Source organism: Oceaniserpentilla sp. 4NH20-0058 (genome assembly GCF_040371755.1).
Classification (GTDB): domain Bacteria; phylum Pseudomonadota; class Gammaproteobacteria; order Pseudomonadales; family Oceanobacteraceae; genus Bermanella.
Genome location: NZ_BAABWE010000008.1, coordinates 37,443 through 54,756 on the forward strand (window position 1 = coordinate 37,443; position 17,314 = coordinate 54,756).

The following is a 17,314-nucleotide window of genomic DNA, read 5'->3' on the forward strand; positions in this document are numbered from 1 at the left end:
TGTTATTTCGTACCAGTAGAGCCAAAGCCCCCTTCGCCGCGATCGGTGGCGTCGAATTCGCTAACCAAGTTAAATTCAGCTTGTACAACCGGTACGATAACTAGCTGGGCAATACGCTCGCCCACTTCCATGGTGAAAGGCTCGCTGCCACGGTTCCAGCAGCTCACCATTAACTCTCCTTGGTAGTCGCTGTCAATTAGTCCCACAAGGTTGCCAAGTACAATACCATGTTTGTGGCCTAAACCGCTGCGCGGTAAGATCATGGCGGCTAAACCGTTGTCTTCAATAAAAATAGACATACCCGTTGGAATGAGTTTGGTTTCACCCGGGTTTAGCACTAAGGTGTCTTCTAAACATGCACGTAAATCTAAGCCAGCACTGCCTTGTGTGCCGTAATGAGGAAGCGGAATGTCATTGCCTAAACGTTTATCAAGAATTTTGACTTGGAAAGATTTTTTCATGGGGAATCCTAGTTAAGAGAGTTTTTTGGCAATGTGTTCAATAATTTTTTGCGACAGCACATATTTACTGGCTTGACCGTATTCGGTGGTGCTTTCATGGTCAATAATAATGATGGCGTTATCGTCAGTGTTAAAACCAATATGCTGTGAGCTGACATCGTTGGCAATCACCATATTCAGTTTTTTCTTTTCCAGCTTGCCTTTGGCGTAACTTATTACGTCTTGAGTTTCAGCGGCAAACCCGACACAAAACGGGGGATTATCTTGTGCAGCCACTGTGGCGATGATATCAGGGTTTTTAACCAAGCGAATTTGCATTTCGTCTTGGTTTTTCTTGATCTTTTGATCACATACGTCTGCTGGGCGATAGTCAGCAACTGCAGCGGCCCCAATAAAAATGTCGGTTTGTGGTAGTAACGTCAGCACGGTATCAAGCATATCCTGCGCGCTTTCAATGTTCGTGCGATGTACACGTTCTGGGGTTGGAATATGCACAGGCCCAGCCACTAAATTTACTTTGGCACCAGCTTCTTGTGCGGCTTTGGCTAAGGCAAAGCCCATCTTTCCGCTACTGTGGTTAGAAATATAACGCACAGGGTCGATGGCTTCACGGGTAGGGCCTGCGGTAATCGTGATGGTTTTACCCGATAAAATGTTACGTTCGAATTGCTCGGATAAGCGTCTAGCCAGCTCAGTGGGTTCTAACATTCGTCCTGGGCCAACATCGCCGCAGGCTTGCTGTCCTTGGTCTGGCCCCCAGATCTGGATAGGTTTTAAATCTTGTAGGGTTTGCAGGTTATGTTGAGTACTGGCATCGGCCCACATGGCTTGATTCATGGCTGGCGCAATGGCAAGCGGAGCGATACTGGCCAAACACAGGGTCGTTAATAGATCATTGCCCATGCCACTGGTTAGGCGTGCTATAAAATTCGCACTGGCTGGGGCGATTAAAATAAAGTCGGCCCACTTTGCCAGTTCAATATGGCCCATACCTGCTTCGGCCTCTGGGTCGAGCAAACTGTGATGTACTGGGTTGCCAGATAAGGCTTGCAGTGTCAGTGGGGTAATGAACTCTTTTGCCCCGTCAGTCATGACTACACGCACGTCAGCGCCGTTAGTAACTAAGGCTCGAACCAATTCAGCGGTTTTATATGCCGCAATACCGCCGGTTATGCCTAATAAAATACGTTTGTTGGTTAGCCTTTGCATACTTGCTCCTTGAACCTTGGCGCAGTATAACAACAAACTGATTCATGGATGAATAGGGATACGTTATGGCGATCACAGATTGGCCAGTGGATGAGCGTCCACGAGAGAAATTATTAAACAAAGGCCCAAGTTCGTTAAGCGATGCTGAGTTGTTGGCTATTTTCTTAAGGACTGGCATAAGTGGCATGTCTGCGGTGGACCTTGCTAGGCATTTGCTCACTCGATTTAATGGCTTGCGTCCTTTGCTTGAAGCCTCACAGGAGGAGTTCTGTGAGCACCTAGGCTTGGGGCCAGCTAAGTATGCCCAATTACAAGCGGTGCTGGAGATGGGGCAGCGCCACTTGCAGCAAACTCTGGCTAAACCTGATGCATTTACCGAGCCTAATCACGTACGTCATTTCCTTACTAGTCGCTTAAGACATTTGCCCCATGAGGTTTTTGCATGCTTATTTTTAGACAATCAACATCGACTGATTACCTATGAGGAGCTGTTTCGTGGCACAATAGACGGTGCTAGCGTATATCCAAGAGAAGTGGTGAAGAAGGTATTGAGTCATAATGCTGCGGCTGTGATTTTAGCCCATAACCATCCTTCAGGTGTTACAGACCCTTCACCTAGTGATGAGCGTATTACTGCCAAGCTCCAGCAGGCATTACAGCTAGTAGATGTTCGAGTACTTGATCACTTTATTGTGGGGGATAATGACGTATTCTCCATGGCTGAACATGGACTGATTAATTAGCCAATTATGTTAGATGTTGCCTTTCAATATAAAAGGCACAAGGATGTTGTTGAATTATGTTACTTAGATTGCTTTGTATGTTCAGTTGGATGTGTCTGTCCTTCTATACACAGGCATCAGCCAATGCAGTAAAGACAGATTATGCCTTTGCGTATTTTGAATCCGTTCAAACCATCAGTCAGGTTCAGTCATTAGATCGTACTGCATGGGAAGTAGTTGATGCATTTCCTAATCATGGTTTTAAGTTAGGAGAGCACTGGTTAAGGGTGGGTTTAACCAATACATCTTCCAATCCTCAAGATTTAATTTATCGCTTCGCTTATCCATTACATGATGAGGTAGACTTTTATGAGGTTGACTCAAGTGGGCGGGTAGTCAAAATTTGGCTGCAAGGGGATATGCGTGACCAAACCCAGCACGATGTTATGGATAAACATGCGGCGATACGTATTGCTCTGGGGTCCAATCAAGCTAAGCATTTTTATATACGGGTAAAAAGTAAAAATGCAGCGGTTTTAACAACGGATATTCTTTCAACATTTGAACACGCAAAAAACGTTCATTTCGAGGCTATTTTTTCAAGCTTAATTTATGGCGTGCTTTTGGTTATGGTGTTATATAACTTAGGTTTAGCCATAGCTTTAAAAGACAAAGTATATTTTAGCTATGTGTTTTATGTGATGTCATTTACTGCGTTTGTTCTAACGTTAAGCGGTGATGGATACTATTATCTTTGGAATAAATCTCCGTTATTGAATCAGTATTTACTTCCAATTCTTTCAGGTTTATTGATTATTCCTTCTTTGTTGTTTCCATATTGTTTGCTCAATATGAAGTACCACGTACCTGCTATAGCAAAACTCTATAAAGGGTTTATGTTGGTTGCATTATTATTTGTATTAAGCATACCTATTATTGGCGTGGCTAAGGCGGTTGTGTTTGTTAATTCATTAAGTGCTGTACTATCAATAATTATGTTGCTTATTGGCATTTATATGACCTATAAAAAAATCCCATTTGCAGGTTTGTATACTTTTGCTTGGGTGATTTTACTAATAGGTTTATCGGTTTTATCTGTTTCATCTTTAGGTCTTATTGAAAGCAATATTATGACGCGCAATGCAGGTCTACTGGGTGGTGTTATCGAGGCAATTATTCTTTCGTTGGCGCTAGCAAAACGCATTTCTGAAGAGCGAAAAGAAAAGCTGCTGGCGGTTGAGGATGCCATGCAAAATCGGAAACTATTTCAAGAGTTATTTGACCAAGCGCCGATTGGTATTCTTCGTTATAACTTATCAGGAGAGTTAGTTACGATTAACCCAGTGTTAGTTAAAATGTTGGAATACAACTCACAAGAGCAAGCACTTCAAGAATTAAAAATTCTAGATAAGTTATTAACTGACTATCGGCAGATTAACCTTGATCTTATTGAACATGGACAGGTACTGGATAAAGAGATAACCATTAAAACCGCCAATGACAATGAACTTTATTGCTCGGTAAGTTTGCACTTGAATCAAGATACAGACGAGCAATACATTGAAGCGTATCTTACAGATATTAGCGAGCGGGTTGAGTCTCAACGGGTTAAAGCCTTTATGGAGCAAGAACGCCTTACATCCATGGAGCACTTGATTACTGGCGTTGCTCATGAAATCAATACGCCGCTGGGTGTGAATATTACATCTGCTAGCCATATTAAAGAAATCTTGTCAGAGGTGAATGATGAGATGACAAATAAAACCTTAACTCGTCAGAAATTTATGGGTTTTATTTCAGATACTCAGCAATTATTAGATATTGTTACTCATAACTTAAATAAAATGTCGAATTTGGTTCGACGCTTTAAAATGGTCTCTATGGGTAAAACGGATAAAGTCAGCTTGAATTTCAAAAAGCAATTAGAGCAAAGCTTGTATAGTCATCATTTAATTGAAGAAGATGTGGCGATAACAGTCAATTGCAATGCAGATATGAATATTGAAAGTTATCCGATAGTTTGGAGTATTATTGTTGAGCAGTTGGTTGAAAACTCTATCGTACATGGTTTTTCGAAAGAGCAAATTAGAAAATCAATTACAATAAATGTCACTCAGGCTGACAATGGGTTTTGGCACTTTGATTATTTGGATAATGGCCGAGGATTAGATTCAACTGTATTACAAAAAGCATTTAATCCATTTGTCACCACAAAGCGAAGCAGTATTGATCACGCGGGCCTTGGTTTGTATCGTATTTACAATTTGGTGCAGCGCGTATTAAAAGCGGAAGTGGAGTTAATCCAAGGTGACGGCTTCCATTTGGCTATTACCTTTCAAGCGGATGAATTGAAATTAGTCAAATCAGCATAGCCACCAAGATTTATTGATGGCTATGCACTTAACTACTTGCCTAGCTCTTCACTCAGTTCGATGCTGCGATTAAATGCGGCTTGCATCGCCTTGCTGACAGTGTCTTCTAGTTTTAAATTCTGAAAGGTCAGAATGGCTTGCTCTGTAGTGCCATTGGGTGATGTGACGTTTTTACGTAATTGAGCTGGCTCGTCTGCACTTTTGGCAGCCATGGTCGCCGCCCCCAGAGCTGTTTGCAAGGCTAATAACTTAGCTGTTTCTGCCTCAAGCCCTAGTTTTTCACCTGCATTGATCATCGCTTCAATGAATAAAAAGAAATAAGCTGGACCGCTGCCTGAAAGGGCAGTAACCGCATCTAAATCCTGTTCGCTGTTAACCCAAACACTTAAACCAACAGCTTTTAAAATGTCATCAGTAAGTTGTTTTTGTGTTGCGCTCACATTGCTGTTTGCGAGTAATCCACTAGCACCTTTTTGTACTAGTGCAGGTGTATTGGGCATGCAACGAACGATGGCTAAAGAAGGGTCTGTCCATTTACTTAGGCTTTCTAGGCTAATGCCTGCTGCAATTGAAATAATTAACGGCTTTTTGTTTTTAAACGTAGTGGCCAAAGGTGCAATGACTTGCTGCATAACTTGTGGTTTGACAGCAAGCATGATGATATCCGCTTGCTCAGCAGCCGCTTGATTGTCATTAAAGGTTTGTACTTTAAATTGATCTTTGAGTTGTACGAGTTTTTCTTGGCTAGAATCGCTGACTAAAATATTTTGGCTATTATAACCATTCTCAATTAAACCACCTAAAATAGCAGTGGCCATGTTACCGCCGCCAATAAATGCAATTTTACTCATGTGAACTCCTTAAATGATTAAATTAATTTCGTTGGCCAAATATGGCCGTGCCAATACGTACCATGGTGCTTGCACATTCAATGGCTAGAGCTAAATCTGATGACATTCCCATAGATAACGTATCAATGTTGGCGTTGTTAGTGCGCAGACTTTCATAGGCTTGCTTCATAGCTAAGAAGTCAGCTCTTAAGTGATTTTCATCAGATGGTGCAGGTATGCACATTAAACCGCGAAGGGTGAGGTGAGGCATGTCTATAATGGCTTTTGCCAGTTCTGACACCTCACTAATATGAATGCCAGACTTGGAATCTTGCTGGCTAATATTTACCTGAATAAGAACATTCAAGTTAGCTAAGTGACATGGGCGCTGATCATTGAGACGCTGAGCGATCTTTTCTCTATCAATTGTATGTACCCAGTCAAAATGCTCAGCCACTTGGCGGCTCTTATTGGACTGAATTGGACCTATGAAATGCCATTCGATATCTAAATGACGTAAAGCTTGGGCTTTTTCCACCCCTTCTTGCACATAGTTTTCACCAAAGCAGCGTTGGCCTTGTTGGTAGATTTGTTCAATGCTTTCAATGGGGTGCTTTTTTGAAACCGCCAAAAGCGTGACCGGTGATGCATAATCAGTACATAGCTGATTTACCTCATTACAGACCCCTTGGTAACGTTCAATTAAATTGTTGTTAGATTGCAAATCTGTCATGGTTTTATTTTCAGGTCTGGTTACAATGTTGGCCATTACATTTAAAAATAATAATAGCTGCCAGTAGGATTTAGGCACTATACGCGCATTATCGCATGTACCGGTTTAAGGATGAACTAAACTCATTAGGTCTTGCGAATATAATCCGGAGTACCGATACAAATGGACATCACTGAATTACTGGCGTTCTCTGCAAAACAGGGCGCATCAGACTTACACTTATCCGCAGGATTACCTCCAATGATACGTGTGGACGGTGAGGTTCGCCGAATTAATTTACCATCATTGAGCCACAAAGAAGTGCATGCGTTAGTTTATGACATTATGAATGACAAACAACGTAAAGACTTTGAAGAATTCTTAGAGACCGATTACTCATTTGAAGTCCCCGGTGTGGCTCGTTTCCGTGTGAATGCATTTAATCATAATCGAGGCGCAGGTGCGGTTTTTCGTACCATCCCATCAAGAGTATTGACGTGTGATGATCTTGGAATGGGGCAAATATTCAAAGACCTAGCAGTTAAACCCCGTGGTTTAGTATTAGTAACTGGGCCAACAGGTTCAGGTAAGTCAACTACCTTAGCTGCCATGTTAGATTATTTAAACGATAACTATTATAAGCACATACTAACGGTTGAAGACCCTATCGAATTTGTACACCTAAGCAAAAAATCTTTGATTAACCAGCGTGAAGTACACCGCGATACATTAGGCTTTAATGAGGCACTGCGTTCAGCATTACGTGAAGACCCTGATGTTATTTTAGTGGGGGAAATGCGAGATTTAGAAACCATCCGTTTGGCACTCACCGCCGCAGAAACAGGTCACTGTGTATTTGGAACCCTCCACACCACCAGTGCAGCTAAAACCATTGACCGTATTGTGGATGTATTCCCAGCGGAAGAGAAATCCATGGTGCGCTCTATGCTCTCTGAATCCCTTCAAGGAGTTATTTCTCAGTGTCTACTGAAGAAAAAAGGCGGTGGCCGAGTGGCGGCACATGAGATCATGGTAGGTACACCAGCTATTCGAAACTTAATTCGTGAAGATAAAGTGGCTCAAATGTATTCAGCCATTCAAACCGGCAGTGCATTGGGTATGACAACTATGGATCAAAGCCTGAAAGCATTAGTACAAAAAGGCATTGTGACACCCGAATCGGCAAGGGAAAAAGCCAAATCGCCTGATCAATTTTAATAATAACTATAGGCTTGCCGTGTAGTAAGGCGAGAAGGTATGACAATGGAAATTGATAAGCTATTACGCTTGATGGTTGAAAAAAGCGCGTCTGACTTATTCATTACCGCAGGTATGCCACCAAGCATGAAAGTGCATGGGCGTATACATGCGGTTACCAAATCCCCATTGAGCCCTGAGCAAACCAAAGAAGTGATCTACGGCATGATGAGCCCAGATCAAATTAAAGAATTCGAAGAACATAAAGAACTGAACTACGCGGTAAGCGCCAGTGGGATTGGTCGTTTTCGTGCCAGTGCATTTTTTCAACGCAATTTAGCGGGTGTTGTATTGCGTCGTATTGAAACGCGCATTCCAGAAATTGATCAATTGGGCTTGCCTGAGGTGATAAAAGAGATCGCCATGAGTAAGCGTGGATTGGTGCTGTTTGTGGGTGCCACAGGTGCGGGTAAGTCTACCTCTTTGGCCTCGATGATAGGTTATCGTAACCAAAACAGTCGTGGCCACATCATATCTATAGAAGACCCAATCGAATACATGCATCAACACAAAGGCTGCATTGTCACTCAGCGCGAAGTTGGCTTGGACACAGACAGTTTTGAAATTGCACTGAAAAACACCCTGCGACAAGCACCAGATGTCATTATGATAGGTGAGGTACGAACCGCACAAACTATGAATCATGCAATCACCTTTGCTGAGACAGGCCACCTTTGTTTAGCCACGCTACATGCGAACAATGCGAACCAAGCATTAGATCGTGTGATTCACTTTTTCCCATCGGACTTACACACACAAGTCTGGATGGATTTATCTCTTAACCTTAGAGCGATTGTGGCGCAGCAATTGATTCCTACGCCAGATGGTAAAGGTCGACGTGCGGTTGTAGAGGTACTATTAAACTCGCCATTAGTGGCGGACTTAATTCGTAAAGGTGAGGTGCATGAATTAAAACCACTCATGACAAAATCTACCGAGCTTGGCATGCAAACTTTCGATCAAGGTTTATTTAATTTGTATCAAGCAGGTGAGATCACCTATGAAGATGCTTTGAACCATGCAGATAGTGCGAATGACTTACGCCTCATGATTAAACTGGCCTCAGAAGATCCAGACCAATTAAACACGGCAACCAAAGGCCTAACCTTGCAAAAAGATTAATCTGCAAGGTGAAAACTAAGACGGAATATATGAAAAAAATTGTAGCATTTTTGATGTTGCTGGCGCTTGTTGGTTTGGCTTATATTTTTTATCAGTATCAACAGATTGCTGCTGAAGCGGATATTCAAGTAGAGGCAGATATTCAATTACTGGAAAAAAGTTATCGTGATCAAACCAGTAAGGCGCTTACTGGTTTACATGAAGGTGAAAAATACGTGCAAACACAGCTGGCGTCACAACACATTAATGACGAGCAAAAATTTGTGCGGGTATACCATAGTTTATTTATTAAAAATGGTGTTCGTAATTGCCTGCAAAGTCATTTAACGTATCAACAAAAGCAGCCAAATGTACAAAAACAAATCTGGCTAAAACCAGATCAGTATTGCCTTTAACAGATAATAACGTATGGAAATTGAAATTCGAAAAGCCCGTGTCGAAGACACCGGCCCAATGGCCCAACTCATGTACAGTTCGGGCACCGACGTGTATGACTACCTCTACCAAGAACACGCCATCGCCTATTTACAGCACGAATTTGAAACAGGCAAAAGTTTTGCCGGATTCAACAACGTCACCGTTGCGGTAATAGAAGGCGAAGTCGTCGCCACCGGCTGCTTTTATGATGGCAAAGCCTTCCTTCAACTATTGGCCGAAGGCGCTGAAAACAAACAAACCTTTTTCAAAGAACAAACCTTACAGCACCTCTATGCGCGGGCCAAACACATGGGCAGCATCATGTGTGCTCCACGTGAAGACGAATTGTATTTGTCTAACTTTGGCGTCACCCCACATTTGCGCGGCAAAGGCATTGGCCGTTACATGCTAGAGCATCAAATAAAAAAAGCCCGGCAAGATGGTTACGCCATTTTTAGTTTGGATGTCTCATCAAACAACCCAAAAGGCCAAGCTTTGTATGAACGCATGGGGTTAAGCGTAATCGAAGAAAAAACCTTTAGTGACCCAGAGGCAGGCATTAATCCTGCCCGTAAAATGGAACTGGTATTGTAGGGGTTTGCACCTGCGGCAAAACGCTAGATGGGAAACGGAAGACGGGAGACGCGTCTCCCGTTCAGTATCTAGCACCTCAAACCGTTTGACACCTGACTTGTGCTAAGCCTGAAAAACAATGTGTCCAGCGTTAATAGTATGGGTCACCTTGCCTTTGAAGGTTTGGCCTAGCCAAGGGTTGTTGGCACCTTTGGATTCAACGTTTTCAGTACTTACAAATGTTGAGGTCTCAGTATCCACTATGCATAAATCCGCTTTACGTTCGATGACAATGCTACCCAGTTTCTTGTTCAAAATACTAGCTGGTAATTGTGTCACCGCTTTAATGGCACTGTGTAAGTTTAATTCGCCTTTTTCAACCAAGCTTAATAATACTTGGGTGAAGTTATCTAGGCTGGCAATGCCCGTTTCGCTGGCAGCAAACGGCGCCATTTTGGCGGCATGTCCTTGGGGGACATGGTTAGAGCAAATGGCGATATGACCATCGTTTACGGCGTTTAATAACGCTTGGCGATCCGTCTCGCTTCGATAAACTGGTGATACATGCATCAAGCTGTTATAGCCACGGCAGTTTTCATCGGTAAACACTAAGTTACCAATGGCCACATCTGCGGTCACAGGCAATCCTTGCTGCTGAGCATCTAATACCATTGCAAGAGCGCGTGCACTGCTTAAACGGCTAACGTGGAGCTTTACACCGGTTTCTTCACATAAAATTAAATGCTGAGCCAATGCAGATGTTTCTGCGCTGATAGGTACACCCGCTAGCCCCATTTGTGTGCTGGCTGGGCCTTCGTGCATACAGCCTCCGTGGGCCAGTGCTTGATCAATGGGTGTAACCCATGCACTGATATTAAAACCCGCTGCATAGTGATAGCACTGTTTCACAACGTGACCGTTTTTAAATGGTAATTCCATTTGGCTTAATGCCACGCAACCTGCTTCTTTTAAACCAGACATGTTACTCAGTTGCTCGCCTTCCAAATTGGCGGTTAATGCGCCAATAGTCAGTACGTTACAGAACCCCGCTTTGTGGGCTTTTTCTTGAATTAACGCGGCAACCGCTGAACTATCAATAATGGGTTTAGTATTTGGACTACAGCAAATAGTGGTGAAGCCCGATTGTGCGGCGGCGTGGGTTTCAGTGGCGATACTGCCTCTTTGGGTGAAACCCGGTTCGGCTAAGAAGCTGTGCAGATCGATTAACCCCGGGAATATTTTTTTGCCGCTGGCATCAATGGTGGATTCTGCTTGAAACCCAACAGGGGCATGACCAATGGCAACGATGCTGTCGTTTTCAATAAAAATGTCCATCACCCCGTCAAGGTTGCTGGCAGGGTCGATTACATGGCCGTTTTGAATGTGTAGCGTGTGTTGAGGCTGAAGCTGCATTATTTCGCCTCCTCTTGTTCGGATAGGGTTTGTTCTTGGTTTTGTCCACCCATGGCCATTGCCATGACGGCCATGCGCATTGGGATGCCATTGCTGACTTGTTTTAAAATCACGCTTTGCGGGCCATCGGCCACGGCACTTTCAATCTCTACGCCGCGATTGATTGGCCCCGGATGCATGACAATGGCATCGGGCTCGGCATAGGCCAAACTTTCTGTGGTTAAGCCATATAAGCGGTAATACTCAGATTCACTCGGGAGTAACGCTGTTTGCATGCGTTCTTTTTGTAAGCGTAACATGATCACGACGTTGACACCTTTTAAGCCCTGTTTCATGTTGTTAAATGCGCGTACCCCTAGGCTTTCGATGTCTTTAGGAATGAGGGTGTTTGGTCCAATTACGCGCACATCGTTACAGCCTAGGGTTTTAAGAGCATATATTTGCGAGCGTGCTACGCGACTGTGCAGAATATCACCCACAATGGCGACGCTGATGTTTTCAAAGCTGCCTTTTTCACGGTGTATGGTGAGCATGTCCAGCATGGCTTGTGTAGGGTGAGCATGACGGCCATCCCCTGCATTAATTACGGCCACGTTTGGAGTGATATGTTGGGCTATAAAATGCGCTGCACCAGAGTCTGCATGTCGAACCACAAACATATCGGAATACATGGACTCAAGGTTCCATAATGTATCCATTAAGGTTTCACCCTTACTGGTGGCACTGCGGGCAATATCTAAATTTAGGATGTTAGCACTTAAGCGTTTGGCGGCTAATTCAAATGTGGATCGAGTACGTGTAGAGTTTTCGAAAAATAAATTCACCACGGTTTTACCGCGCAAAATAGGCACGGTTTTCACGCTGCGTTCTTGAGTGCTAATGAAGCTGTTAGCGGTTTCAATAATCTCTGTGAGTATTTCTTTACTTAAACCTTCTGTGGTTAAGAAGTGTTTTAAGCGACCCTCTTGGTTTAGTTGAATCTGATTTGGATCCATTGGTTGCATATGTATAAACCTTATTTTTACAGGGTCACAATAGAAAGAGTTAAATCATCTGGTCCGCTGAGTTTGATGCGTTGCGAGAGCGGGCAGTCTAACTTTTTCCCCACTACATCCGCTTGAATGGGCAGCTCTCGATGCCCTACATCCAGCAGGCAGGCTAAAATAATTTTTTCAGGGCGGCCGTAATCAAACAATTCATTCATGGCGGCGCGAATGGTGCGCCCTGACATAATGACATCGTCTACCAAAATAACGGTCTTGTTTTCGATGTTAGGTAGTTGAGAGTCTTTTACGCTTGGGTGTAGGCCGTTTTGGCTGAAATCATCACGGTAGAAGCTGATGTCTAATAGACCGAGTTCATTTTCAATCTTCATTTGTTGGTGCAGTTGCTGTGCAATCCAAGCGCCACCTGTGTGAATACCTACCATGACAATATCTGGGTTATCTTGAGTGTGCACGGCAAGGTCTTCAACCATGCTGGCAATGAGTTGTTTCGGTTGTGGCAAAGACATGTGGTCTCCTAATTCCTTGAAGGCAGTTCAAGGAGTACTTGAGAGTATCTAGTTGCGATGCAAACGCGAAGCATAATTTTAAGATGCATCTAACGGGTTTTCACTGAACCAAGATTCTAAAATATATTGGGCGGCAAGGGCATCCACAGGGTCTGATTTATAATGACCTTTATGTCCTTGTGACTTGGCTTCTTCTTTGGCTGCAAAGGTACTCAAGCGTTCGTCAATAGTAAAGCTTGGAATACGATATCGCGCGTTTAATCGGTTACTGAATTTATTTGCTCGGCGTGACATTTCACTGGCTGTGCCGTCCATGTTGATGGGTAAACCTACCACAAAGGCATCCGGTTGCCATTCTTCCACCAGTTTATCTAATTGTTCCCAGTTAGGGATGCCGTCGCGGGCACTAATGCAACCAATGCCATTGGCGGTTTGAGTAATACGCTGACCCATAGCAATACCTGTGCGTTTGGTGCCAAAATCAAACCCCATTATGGATGTGTATTTGTTATTAACTTGCGTGGACATACTAGCCTTGATGTTTATGCGTGACCAGATTGCCCGCTCAGAGATGATAAATGGATGCCCAGTTTACTGGCGGCTTTTTCGGCTATTTCATTACTGGCGGTGTCAAAAATCAGTTCTTCGTCAGCGGGAATGGTTAGCCAGCTATTATTGGCAATTTCGGCTTCCAGTTGACCTGCATCCCAGCCTGCGTATCCCAAGCAGATGATGGCGCTCTCTGGGCCTTGGCCTTTTGCCATGTTGCTTAAAATATCTTTAGAGGTGGTTAAGCGGATTGGGTCTTGCACAATCATGTTTTGAACGTCTTGGTTGTCTCCGCGATACAGCACAAATCCTTGTTCTGGTGATACAGGGCCCCCTTGCATGATGTCATGGTGTTGTTGATTGGCCGAGGTGATATCCAGTTCGCTTAAAATATCGTTCAGTTCAATGTTCATGGGTTTGTTGAGAATGAGCCCCATGGCACCTTGCTCATCATGCTCGCAAATATAACAAACACAGTTTTTAAACAGCTCATCTGTCAAAAGAGGCATGGCCAGTAAAAGGTGGTTTTTTAAATCAATTGTTTGTGTCATTGATCAACTATTGGTCGAAAATTGAGTTTGTTCAAACTGCCAAGTACGAATGATTTCTAAGATGTCTGTGTTGTTGCGCATCTCTTCAGAAAAAGGGGCGAAAGGGGCGGCTAGGCGGACAATATGCTTGGCCGCGTCATCTAATACCTTGTGCCCAGAGCTTTCCATGATTTTCAGTTCGTGAATGGTGCCATCGGCTCGTACGGCTACTAATAAGCGTAGACTGCCACTGATGTTTTGTCGTTTGGCCTCTGCGGGGTAATTCAAATTACCAATGGATTCAATTTTATGTAGCCATTGGCTCATATATAGAGCATCACTGCTTTGACGAGTGGCTGTAGCGGTCAAACGGCGTGTACGAGGTGCCTTGGTTAGGGTTTGGCGTTGTCGATCAAGCTTGGCTTCTAAGCTCGCGATTTCTAGGCTGCGCTCTAATAGGCTTTTGGTAGAGTCTTCGGGTAGCTGAAGCGCTTTTAGCTCTTGCTCTAGAATATGGCTTTGAATGTCAAAGTCAGCCATGGTGGTGGTGATGCTTTGGTAATTTTGATCGGCGGGTTTTGGGGCGCTGGCGGTTTGTTGAAGGCGCTGTGTTTCACGAATTTCTTCTGCTGCGTAATCAGCTAATTCTGTGGTGGTCATTTCCGCTCGTTCAGATAACGTACCACTGCCTTGCTGATTAGCTTGCGCTAAAAAGTCTGCTTGTTCTGGTGCTTGGGTGTCTGCATTTTGCGCTAACGTAATATCAAGGGTAGTGGCGCTGTTTTGTTTTTCCGGTAATGAAAAGCCAATGCCAAAAATGATCAATAAATGCACCAGCAATGCCATGAATACAGCAAAACTAAAGCGATCATAATCATTAACTGCGGCGGTTTGGCTCATGATATTCCGTTAAAGTGTAGGTTTGTGCTATTTTGCCTGATGCAAGCGTTAGACGCTAGACGGCAAGTTAGTTAGATTGCCGAATAGCCCATAAAGTGCATATTATTGGATGTCAGATGTGATTATAATTGACAAAAAATACGATAATTATCCTGTCTAACGTCTAACGTCTAACGTCTAACGTCTAACGTCTAACGTCTAACGTCTAACGTCTAACGTCTAACCTTTTCTCAATGGCGTCCATTAGCATCATAGCCACATCTTGCCCACTATCGCGGCTAATCTCACGCACGCAGGTTGGGCTGGTGACATTGATCTCGGTTAGGTAATCCCCAATTACGTCTAAACCTACAAAGATTAAGCCTTTTTCCTTTAGTGTTGGGCCAATTTGATTGGCAATCCATAGGTCTCGTTCGCTAAGGGTTTGGGTTATACCGGTTCCGCCGGCGGCGATATTGCCACGGGTTTCGCCTTTTGCTGGTACACGGGCCAAGCAATGAGATACGGGTTCACCATCTATCATGAGTATGCGTTTATCCCCTTGTTTGATCTCTGGGATGTATTTTTGCGCCATAATGCTGCTATTGCCGTGATCAGTCAGGGTTTCAATGATGACACTGACATTAGGATCGTCGGCTTTTAGGCGAAAAATAGAGGAGCCGCCCATACCATCTAGGGGTTTAAAAATTACATCGCCGTGTTGTTGATGAAATGCCCTTAGTCTTTCAGCGCTTTGGGTGACTAATACCTCAGGGCAGCATTGTGGAAACGCAGTAGCAAATACTTTCTCGTTGCAGTCACGAAGGCTTTGGGGTTTGTTTACTATTAAAGTGCCTTGTTCTTCTGCTCGCTCTAATATGTAGGTGTTGTAAATATATTCGTTATCAAATGGGGGATCCTTGCGCATTAAGATCACATCAAGGTCTGCTAGGGGTTGCCAGCTGGCGGGTTGTCGTTCAAACCAGTTTTCAGGGTCCATTTTGACGGTTAATGGGGCCATATTTCCAACTGCGACCCCATTTTCCAAAGCGAGATCTTTATCTTCTAAGTAAAATAGTTCCCAGCCCTTACCCTGTGCGGCATTCAATAATGCAATGGATGTGTCCTTTTTAAAGGTGATTGACTCAATTGGGTCCATCACAATGCCGACTTTAATGCTCATGTTTGTCTTGCCTAAATGGTTGAATTTTCCCCATTGTACATTGAAAATAAACACAAATGCTCTAGCAAGAAATTCGCATTAGGACCAAGTGCCTATAGAATGCCATGCATGAGTGTGGTACAAAGTGTTGCTATTGTGACTATCAGGCTCGTCACAGACAATAAGAATACAAATACCTGCAGTAGGCTGATTTATGGCGGACAATTTCGAAAATATTAAAGTGATGGTGATTGATGATAGTAAAACCATCCGCCGCACTGCCGAAACCTTGCTGAAAAAAGTGGGCTGTAACGTGATTACGGCAACTGATGGTTTCGATGCATTGGCAAAAATCGCAGATAACCACCCCAACATCATCTTCGTTGATATTATGATGCCTCGTTTGGATGGTTATCAAACCTGTGCCTTGATTAAAAATAATTCCAATTTTAAAGACACACCTGTTGTAATGCTTTCAAGCAAAGATGGTCTGTTTGATAAAGCAAAGGGGAGAATAGTTGGGTCGGACCAGTATTTGACTAAACCCTTTAGTAAAGATGAATTATTAAGTGCTATTCGTAATCACGTTAAGTAGTGCGAAGCATTTGATGTAAATAATTAGAGTTAGACAAGATATTGAGGTTCTTATGGCGCGCGTATTGATAGTTGATGATTCGCCAACTGAAACATTTACTTTAAAGTCCATGCTTGAGGCAAAAGGTTTTGAAGTATTGACGGCAGAAAATGGTGCTGATGGTGTTGCACTAGCGCGTGAAGAATTGCCTGATGTGGTATTAATGGATATCGTTATGCCGGGTTTGAATGGTTTTCAGGCTACTCGCCAGTTAACTAAGGATGACAAAACTGCCCATATACCTGTAATCATTGTCACCACGAAAGACCAAGAAACCGATAAGGTTTGGGGGCAGCGTCAAGGTGCTAAAGGTTACTTGGTTAAACCAGTAACAGAAGACGTACTGGCACAAACCATACAAAGTGTTATGAGTGAGACTTAATCCATGACGCCATTTGCACTACTTCAAGATATCGCCAATCGTTGCCGTTCCCATGCAGCGGACTTGCCTTCTCGTGTTGAAGCGGTTGAAAGCTGGCGTGGAGTAGGTTTTATATTGGCAGGGCGCCGCTATGTAGCCCCTATGTCAGATGTGAGTGAAATATTAACTCCCCCTAAATTGACACAAGTTCCGGGTGTAAAACACTGGGTGCAAGGGGTGGCGAATGTTCGCGGTAGGTTAGTACCTATAATGGATTTAGCTGCTTATTTAGGTGGGCGTTCAACTGTTGGTCGAAATAAACGGGCATTAATCATTGAAAAAGGCGACTTATTCAATGGTTTGATCGTTGATGCCGTTCTGGGCATGCAATATTTCCCAATAGAAAACAAGCAAGATGCGACTGATTTGGATTTACCAGATCAGGCAAAGGCCTACGTTTCAGAGGTTTTCCTCAGAGATGGAGAGTCTTGGCCAGTATTCAGTTTTGATCAGCTTATTAATGATCAAAATTATATGGATATTGCTGTATAGTAAGTACCAACTACATGTTAATGTAGTATTAATAATTAGAATAAAT

20 protein-coding genes are annotated in these 17,314 nt (G+C 43.5%); 9 read left to right on the forward strand and 11 right to left on the reverse strand.

The window, feature by feature from the left end; translation table 11 throughout:
• Positions 1 to 2: 2 nt before the first annotated feature.
• On the reverse strand, positions 3 to 461 hold the full coding sequence (gene dut, locus ABWV45_RS11215) for a dUTP diphosphatase (RefSeq protein WP_353351660.1): 459 nt from the start codon (positions 459 to 461) through the stop codon (positions 3 to 5).
• A gap of 12 nt (positions 462 to 473) precedes the next feature.
• Positions 474 to 1,670 (reverse strand): bifunctional phosphopantothenoylcysteine decarboxylase/phosphopantothenate--cysteine ligase CoaBC, encoded by a 1,197-nt coding sequence (gene coaBC / locus ABWV45_RS11220; protein ID WP_353351662.1) that lies wholly within the window; start codon positions 1,668 to 1,670, stop codon positions 474 to 476.
• Positions 1,671 to 1,735: 65 nt separating this feature from the next.
• On the opposite strand from coaBC, the gene radC reads away from it, so the two are divergent.
• Positions 1,736 to 2,413: a RadC family protein gene (gene radC / locus ABWV45_RS11225; RefSeq protein WP_353351664.1), complete on the forward strand. Its 678-nt coding sequence runs from the start codon at positions 1,736 to 1,738 to the stop codon at positions 2,411 to 2,413.
• A gap of 56 nt (positions 2,414 to 2,469) precedes the next feature.
• Positions 2,470 to 4,764 carry a 7TM diverse intracellular signaling domain-containing protein gene (locus tag ABWV45_RS11230; protein ID WP_353351666.1) on the forward strand — a complete coding sequence of 765 codons (2,295 nt, stop codon included), beginning with the start codon at positions 2,470 to 2,472 and terminating at the stop codon, positions 4,762 to 4,764.
• A 32-nt stretch (positions 4,765 to 4,796) separates the two neighbouring features.
• Here the strand turns inward: ABWV45_RS11230 and proC are convergent, their stop codons facing one another.
• Both proC and ABWV45_RS11240 read right to left on the reverse strand, forming a co-directional pair.
• Complete coding sequence (proC, locus tag ABWV45_RS11235) at positions 4,797 to 5,615, reverse strand: pyrroline-5-carboxylate reductase (RefSeq protein WP_353351668.1); 819 nt, start codon at positions 5,613 to 5,615, stop codon at positions 4,797 to 4,799.
• 22 nt (positions 5,616 to 5,637) lie between these two features.
• The gene (locus tag ABWV45_RS11240) at positions 5,638 to 6,327 is read right to left on the reverse strand and encodes a YggS family pyridoxal phosphate-dependent enzyme (RefSeq protein WP_353351670.1); all 690 of its coding nucleotides are present in this window, start codon (positions 6,325 to 6,327) and stop codon (positions 5,638 to 5,640) included.
• A 162-nt stretch (positions 6,328 to 6,489) separates the two neighbouring features.
• Here ABWV45_RS11240 and ABWV45_RS11245 point away from each other — a divergent pair, with 162 nt between their 5' ends.
• From ABWV45_RS11245 to ABWV45_RS11260, 4 genes are read left to right on the forward strand one after another with little or no spacing between them, the layout of a single operon-like run.
• Positions 6,490 to 7,524: a type IV pilus twitching motility protein PilT gene (locus ABWV45_RS11245; RefSeq protein ID WP_353351672.1), complete on the forward strand. Its 1,035-nt coding sequence runs from the start codon at positions 6,490 to 6,492 to the stop codon at positions 7,522 to 7,524.
• Positions 7,525 to 7,569: 45 nt separating this feature from the next.
• Complete coding sequence (locus tag ABWV45_RS11250; protein ID WP_353351950.1) at positions 7,570 to 8,685, forward strand: PilT/PilU family type 4a pilus ATPase; 1,116 nt, start codon at positions 7,570 to 7,572, stop codon at positions 8,683 to 8,685.
• Positions 8,686 to 8,714: 29 nt separating this feature from the next.
• Positions 8,715 to 9,080 carry a hypothetical protein gene (locus tag ABWV45_RS11255; RefSeq protein ID WP_353351674.1) on the forward strand — a complete coding sequence of 122 codons (366 nt, stop codon included), beginning with the start codon at positions 8,715 to 8,717 and terminating at the stop codon, positions 9,078 to 9,080.
• A 13-nt stretch (positions 9,081 to 9,093) separates the two neighbouring features.
• Complete coding sequence (locus ABWV45_RS11260; protein ID WP_353351676.1) at positions 9,094 to 9,696, forward strand: GNAT family N-acetyltransferase; 603 nt, start codon at positions 9,094 to 9,096, stop codon at positions 9,694 to 9,696.
• A gap of 102 nt (positions 9,697 to 9,798) precedes the next feature.
• Here ABWV45_RS11260 and ABWV45_RS11265 read toward each other — a convergent pair whose 3' ends face one another.
• The 7 genes from ABWV45_RS11265 to gshB form a co-directional block, all read right to left on the reverse strand.
• Positions 9,799 to 11,088 carry a dihydroorotase gene (locus tag ABWV45_RS11265; RefSeq protein WP_353351678.1) on the reverse strand — a complete coding sequence of 430 codons (1,290 nt, stop codon included), beginning with the start codon at positions 11,086 to 11,088 and terminating at the stop codon, positions 9,799 to 9,801.
• Positions 11,088 to 12,083 carry an aspartate carbamoyltransferase catalytic subunit gene (locus ABWV45_RS11270; RefSeq protein ID WP_502914679.1) on the reverse strand — a complete coding sequence of 332 codons (996 nt, stop codon included), beginning with the start codon at positions 12,081 to 12,083 and terminating at the stop codon, positions 11,088 to 11,090. The genes ABWV45_RS11265 and ABWV45_RS11270 overlap by 1 nt, the downstream gene beginning before the upstream one ends.
• A gap of 26 nt (positions 12,084 to 12,109) precedes the next feature.
• Positions 12,110 to 12,601, reverse strand: a complete 492-nt coding sequence (pyrR, locus tag ABWV45_RS11275) for a bifunctional pyr operon transcriptional regulator/uracil phosphoribosyltransferase PyrR (RefSeq protein WP_353351682.1) — start codon at positions 12,599 to 12,601, stop codon at positions 12,110 to 12,112.
• Between the two features lie 78 nt (positions 12,602 to 12,679).
• Positions 12,680 to 13,129, reverse strand: a complete 450-nt coding sequence (gene ruvX / locus ABWV45_RS11280; RefSeq protein WP_353351684.1) for a Holliday junction resolvase RuvX — start codon at positions 13,127 to 13,129, stop codon at positions 12,680 to 12,682.
• A 14-nt stretch (positions 13,130 to 13,143) separates the two neighbouring features.
• Complete coding sequence (locus ABWV45_RS11285; protein ID WP_353351686.1) at positions 13,144 to 13,701, reverse strand: YqgE/AlgH family protein; 558 nt, start codon at positions 13,699 to 13,701, stop codon at positions 13,144 to 13,146.
• 3 nt (positions 13,702 to 13,704) lie between these two features.
• Complete coding sequence (locus ABWV45_RS11290; RefSeq protein WP_353351688.1) at positions 13,705 to 14,580, reverse strand: energy transducer TonB; 876 nt, start codon at positions 14,578 to 14,580, stop codon at positions 13,705 to 13,707.
• Positions 14,581 to 14,785: 205 nt separating this feature from the next.
• Positions 14,786 to 15,742: a glutathione synthase gene (gene gshB, locus ABWV45_RS11295; RefSeq protein WP_353351690.1), complete on the reverse strand. Its 957-nt coding sequence runs from the start codon at positions 15,740 to 15,742 to the stop codon at positions 14,786 to 14,788.
• Between the two features lie 193 nt (positions 15,743 to 15,935).
• Between gshB and pilG the strand changes: the two genes are divergently transcribed.
• Genes pilG through ABWV45_RS11310 form a run of 3 tightly spaced genes read left to right on the forward strand, consistent with a single transcriptional unit; the run spans position 15,936 to position 17,268 of the window.
• Entirely contained in the window at positions 15,936 to 16,316 is a 381-nt protein-coding gene (gene pilG, locus ABWV45_RS11300; protein WP_353351692.1) for a twitching motility response regulator PilG, read from the forward strand.
• A gap of 52 nt (positions 16,317 to 16,368) precedes the next feature.
• A complete protein-coding gene (gene pilH, locus ABWV45_RS11305; RefSeq protein WP_353351694.1) occupies positions 16,369 to 16,737 on the forward strand; it encodes a twitching motility response regulator PilH in 369 nt (122 codons plus the stop codon).
• Between the two features lie 3 nt (positions 16,738 to 16,740).
• A complete protein-coding gene (locus ABWV45_RS11310; RefSeq protein ID WP_353351696.1) occupies positions 16,741 to 17,268 on the forward strand; it encodes a chemotaxis protein CheW in 528 nt (175 codons plus the stop codon).
• The last annotated feature ends 46 nt before the right edge of the window (positions 17,269 to 17,314 follow it).

Bases quoted from the DNA above. Each gene is read 5' to 3' on its own strand.
- dut (WP_353351660.1), bottom strand. From the start codon at position 461: ATGAAAAAATCTTTCCAAGTCAAAATTCTTGATAAACGTTTAGGCAAT.
- coaBC (WP_353351662.1), bottom strand. From the start codon at position 1,670: ATGCAAAGGCTAACCAACAAACGTATTTTATTAGGCATAACCGGCGGT.
- radC (WP_353351664.1), top strand. From the start codon at position 1,736: ATGGCGATCACAGATTGGCCAGTGGATGAGCGTCCACGAGAGAAATTA.
- ABWV45_RS11230 (WP_353351666.1), top strand. From the start codon at position 2,470: ATGTTACTTAGATTGCTTTGTATGTTCAGTTGGATGTGTCTGTCCTTC.
- proC (WP_353351668.1), bottom strand. From the start codon at position 5,615: ATGAGTAAAATTGCATTTATTGGCGGCGGTAACATGGCCACTGCTATT.
- ABWV45_RS11240 (WP_353351670.1), bottom strand. From the start codon at position 6,327: ATGACAGATTTGCAATCTAACAACAATTTAATTGAACGTTACCAAGGG.
- ABWV45_RS11245 (WP_353351672.1), top strand. From the start codon at position 6,490: ATGGACATCACTGAATTACTGGCGTTCTCTGCAAAACAGGGCGCATCA.
- ABWV45_RS11250 (WP_353351950.1), top strand. From the start codon at position 7,570: ATGGAAATTGATAAGCTATTACGCTTGATGGTTGAAAAAAGCGCGTCT.
- ABWV45_RS11255 (WP_353351674.1), top strand. From the start codon at position 8,715: ATGAAAAAAATTGTAGCATTTTTGATGTTGCTGGCGCTTGTTGGTTTG.
- ABWV45_RS11260 (WP_353351676.1), top strand. From the start codon at position 9,094: ATGGAAATTGAAATTCGAAAAGCCCGTGTCGAAGACACCGGCCCAATG.
- ABWV45_RS11265 (WP_353351678.1), bottom strand. From the start codon at position 11,088: ATGCAGCTTCAGCCTCAACACACGCTACACATTCAAAACGGCCATGTA.
- ABWV45_RS11270 (WP_502914679.1), bottom strand. From the start codon at position 12,083: ATGGATCCAAATCAGATTCAACTAAACCAAGAGGGTCGCTTAAAACAC.
- pyrR (WP_353351682.1), bottom strand. From the start codon at position 12,601: ATGTCTTTGCCACAACCGAAACAACTCATTGCCAGCATGGTTGAAGAC.
- ruvX (WP_353351684.1), bottom strand. From the start codon at position 13,129: ATGTCCACGCAAGTTAATAACAAATACACATCCATAATGGGGTTTGAT.
- ABWV45_RS11285 (WP_353351686.1), bottom strand. From the start codon at position 13,701: ATGACACAAACAATTGATTTAAAAAACCACCTTTTACTGGCCATGCCT.
- ABWV45_RS11290 (WP_353351688.1), bottom strand. From the start codon at position 14,580: ATGAGCCAAACCGCCGCAGTTAATGATTATGATCGCTTTAGTTTTGCT.
- gshB (WP_353351690.1), bottom strand. From the start codon at position 15,742: ATGAGCATTAAAGTCGGCATTGTGATGGACCCAATTGAGTCAATCACC.
- pilG (WP_353351692.1), top strand. From the start codon at position 15,936: ATGGCGGACAATTTCGAAAATATTAAAGTGATGGTGATTGATGATAGT.
- pilH (WP_353351694.1), top strand. From the start codon at position 16,369: ATGGCGCGCGTATTGATAGTTGATGATTCGCCAACTGAAACATTTACT.
- ABWV45_RS11310 (WP_353351696.1), top strand. From the start codon at position 16,741: ATGACGCCATTTGCACTACTTCAAGATATCGCCAATCGTTGCCGTTCC.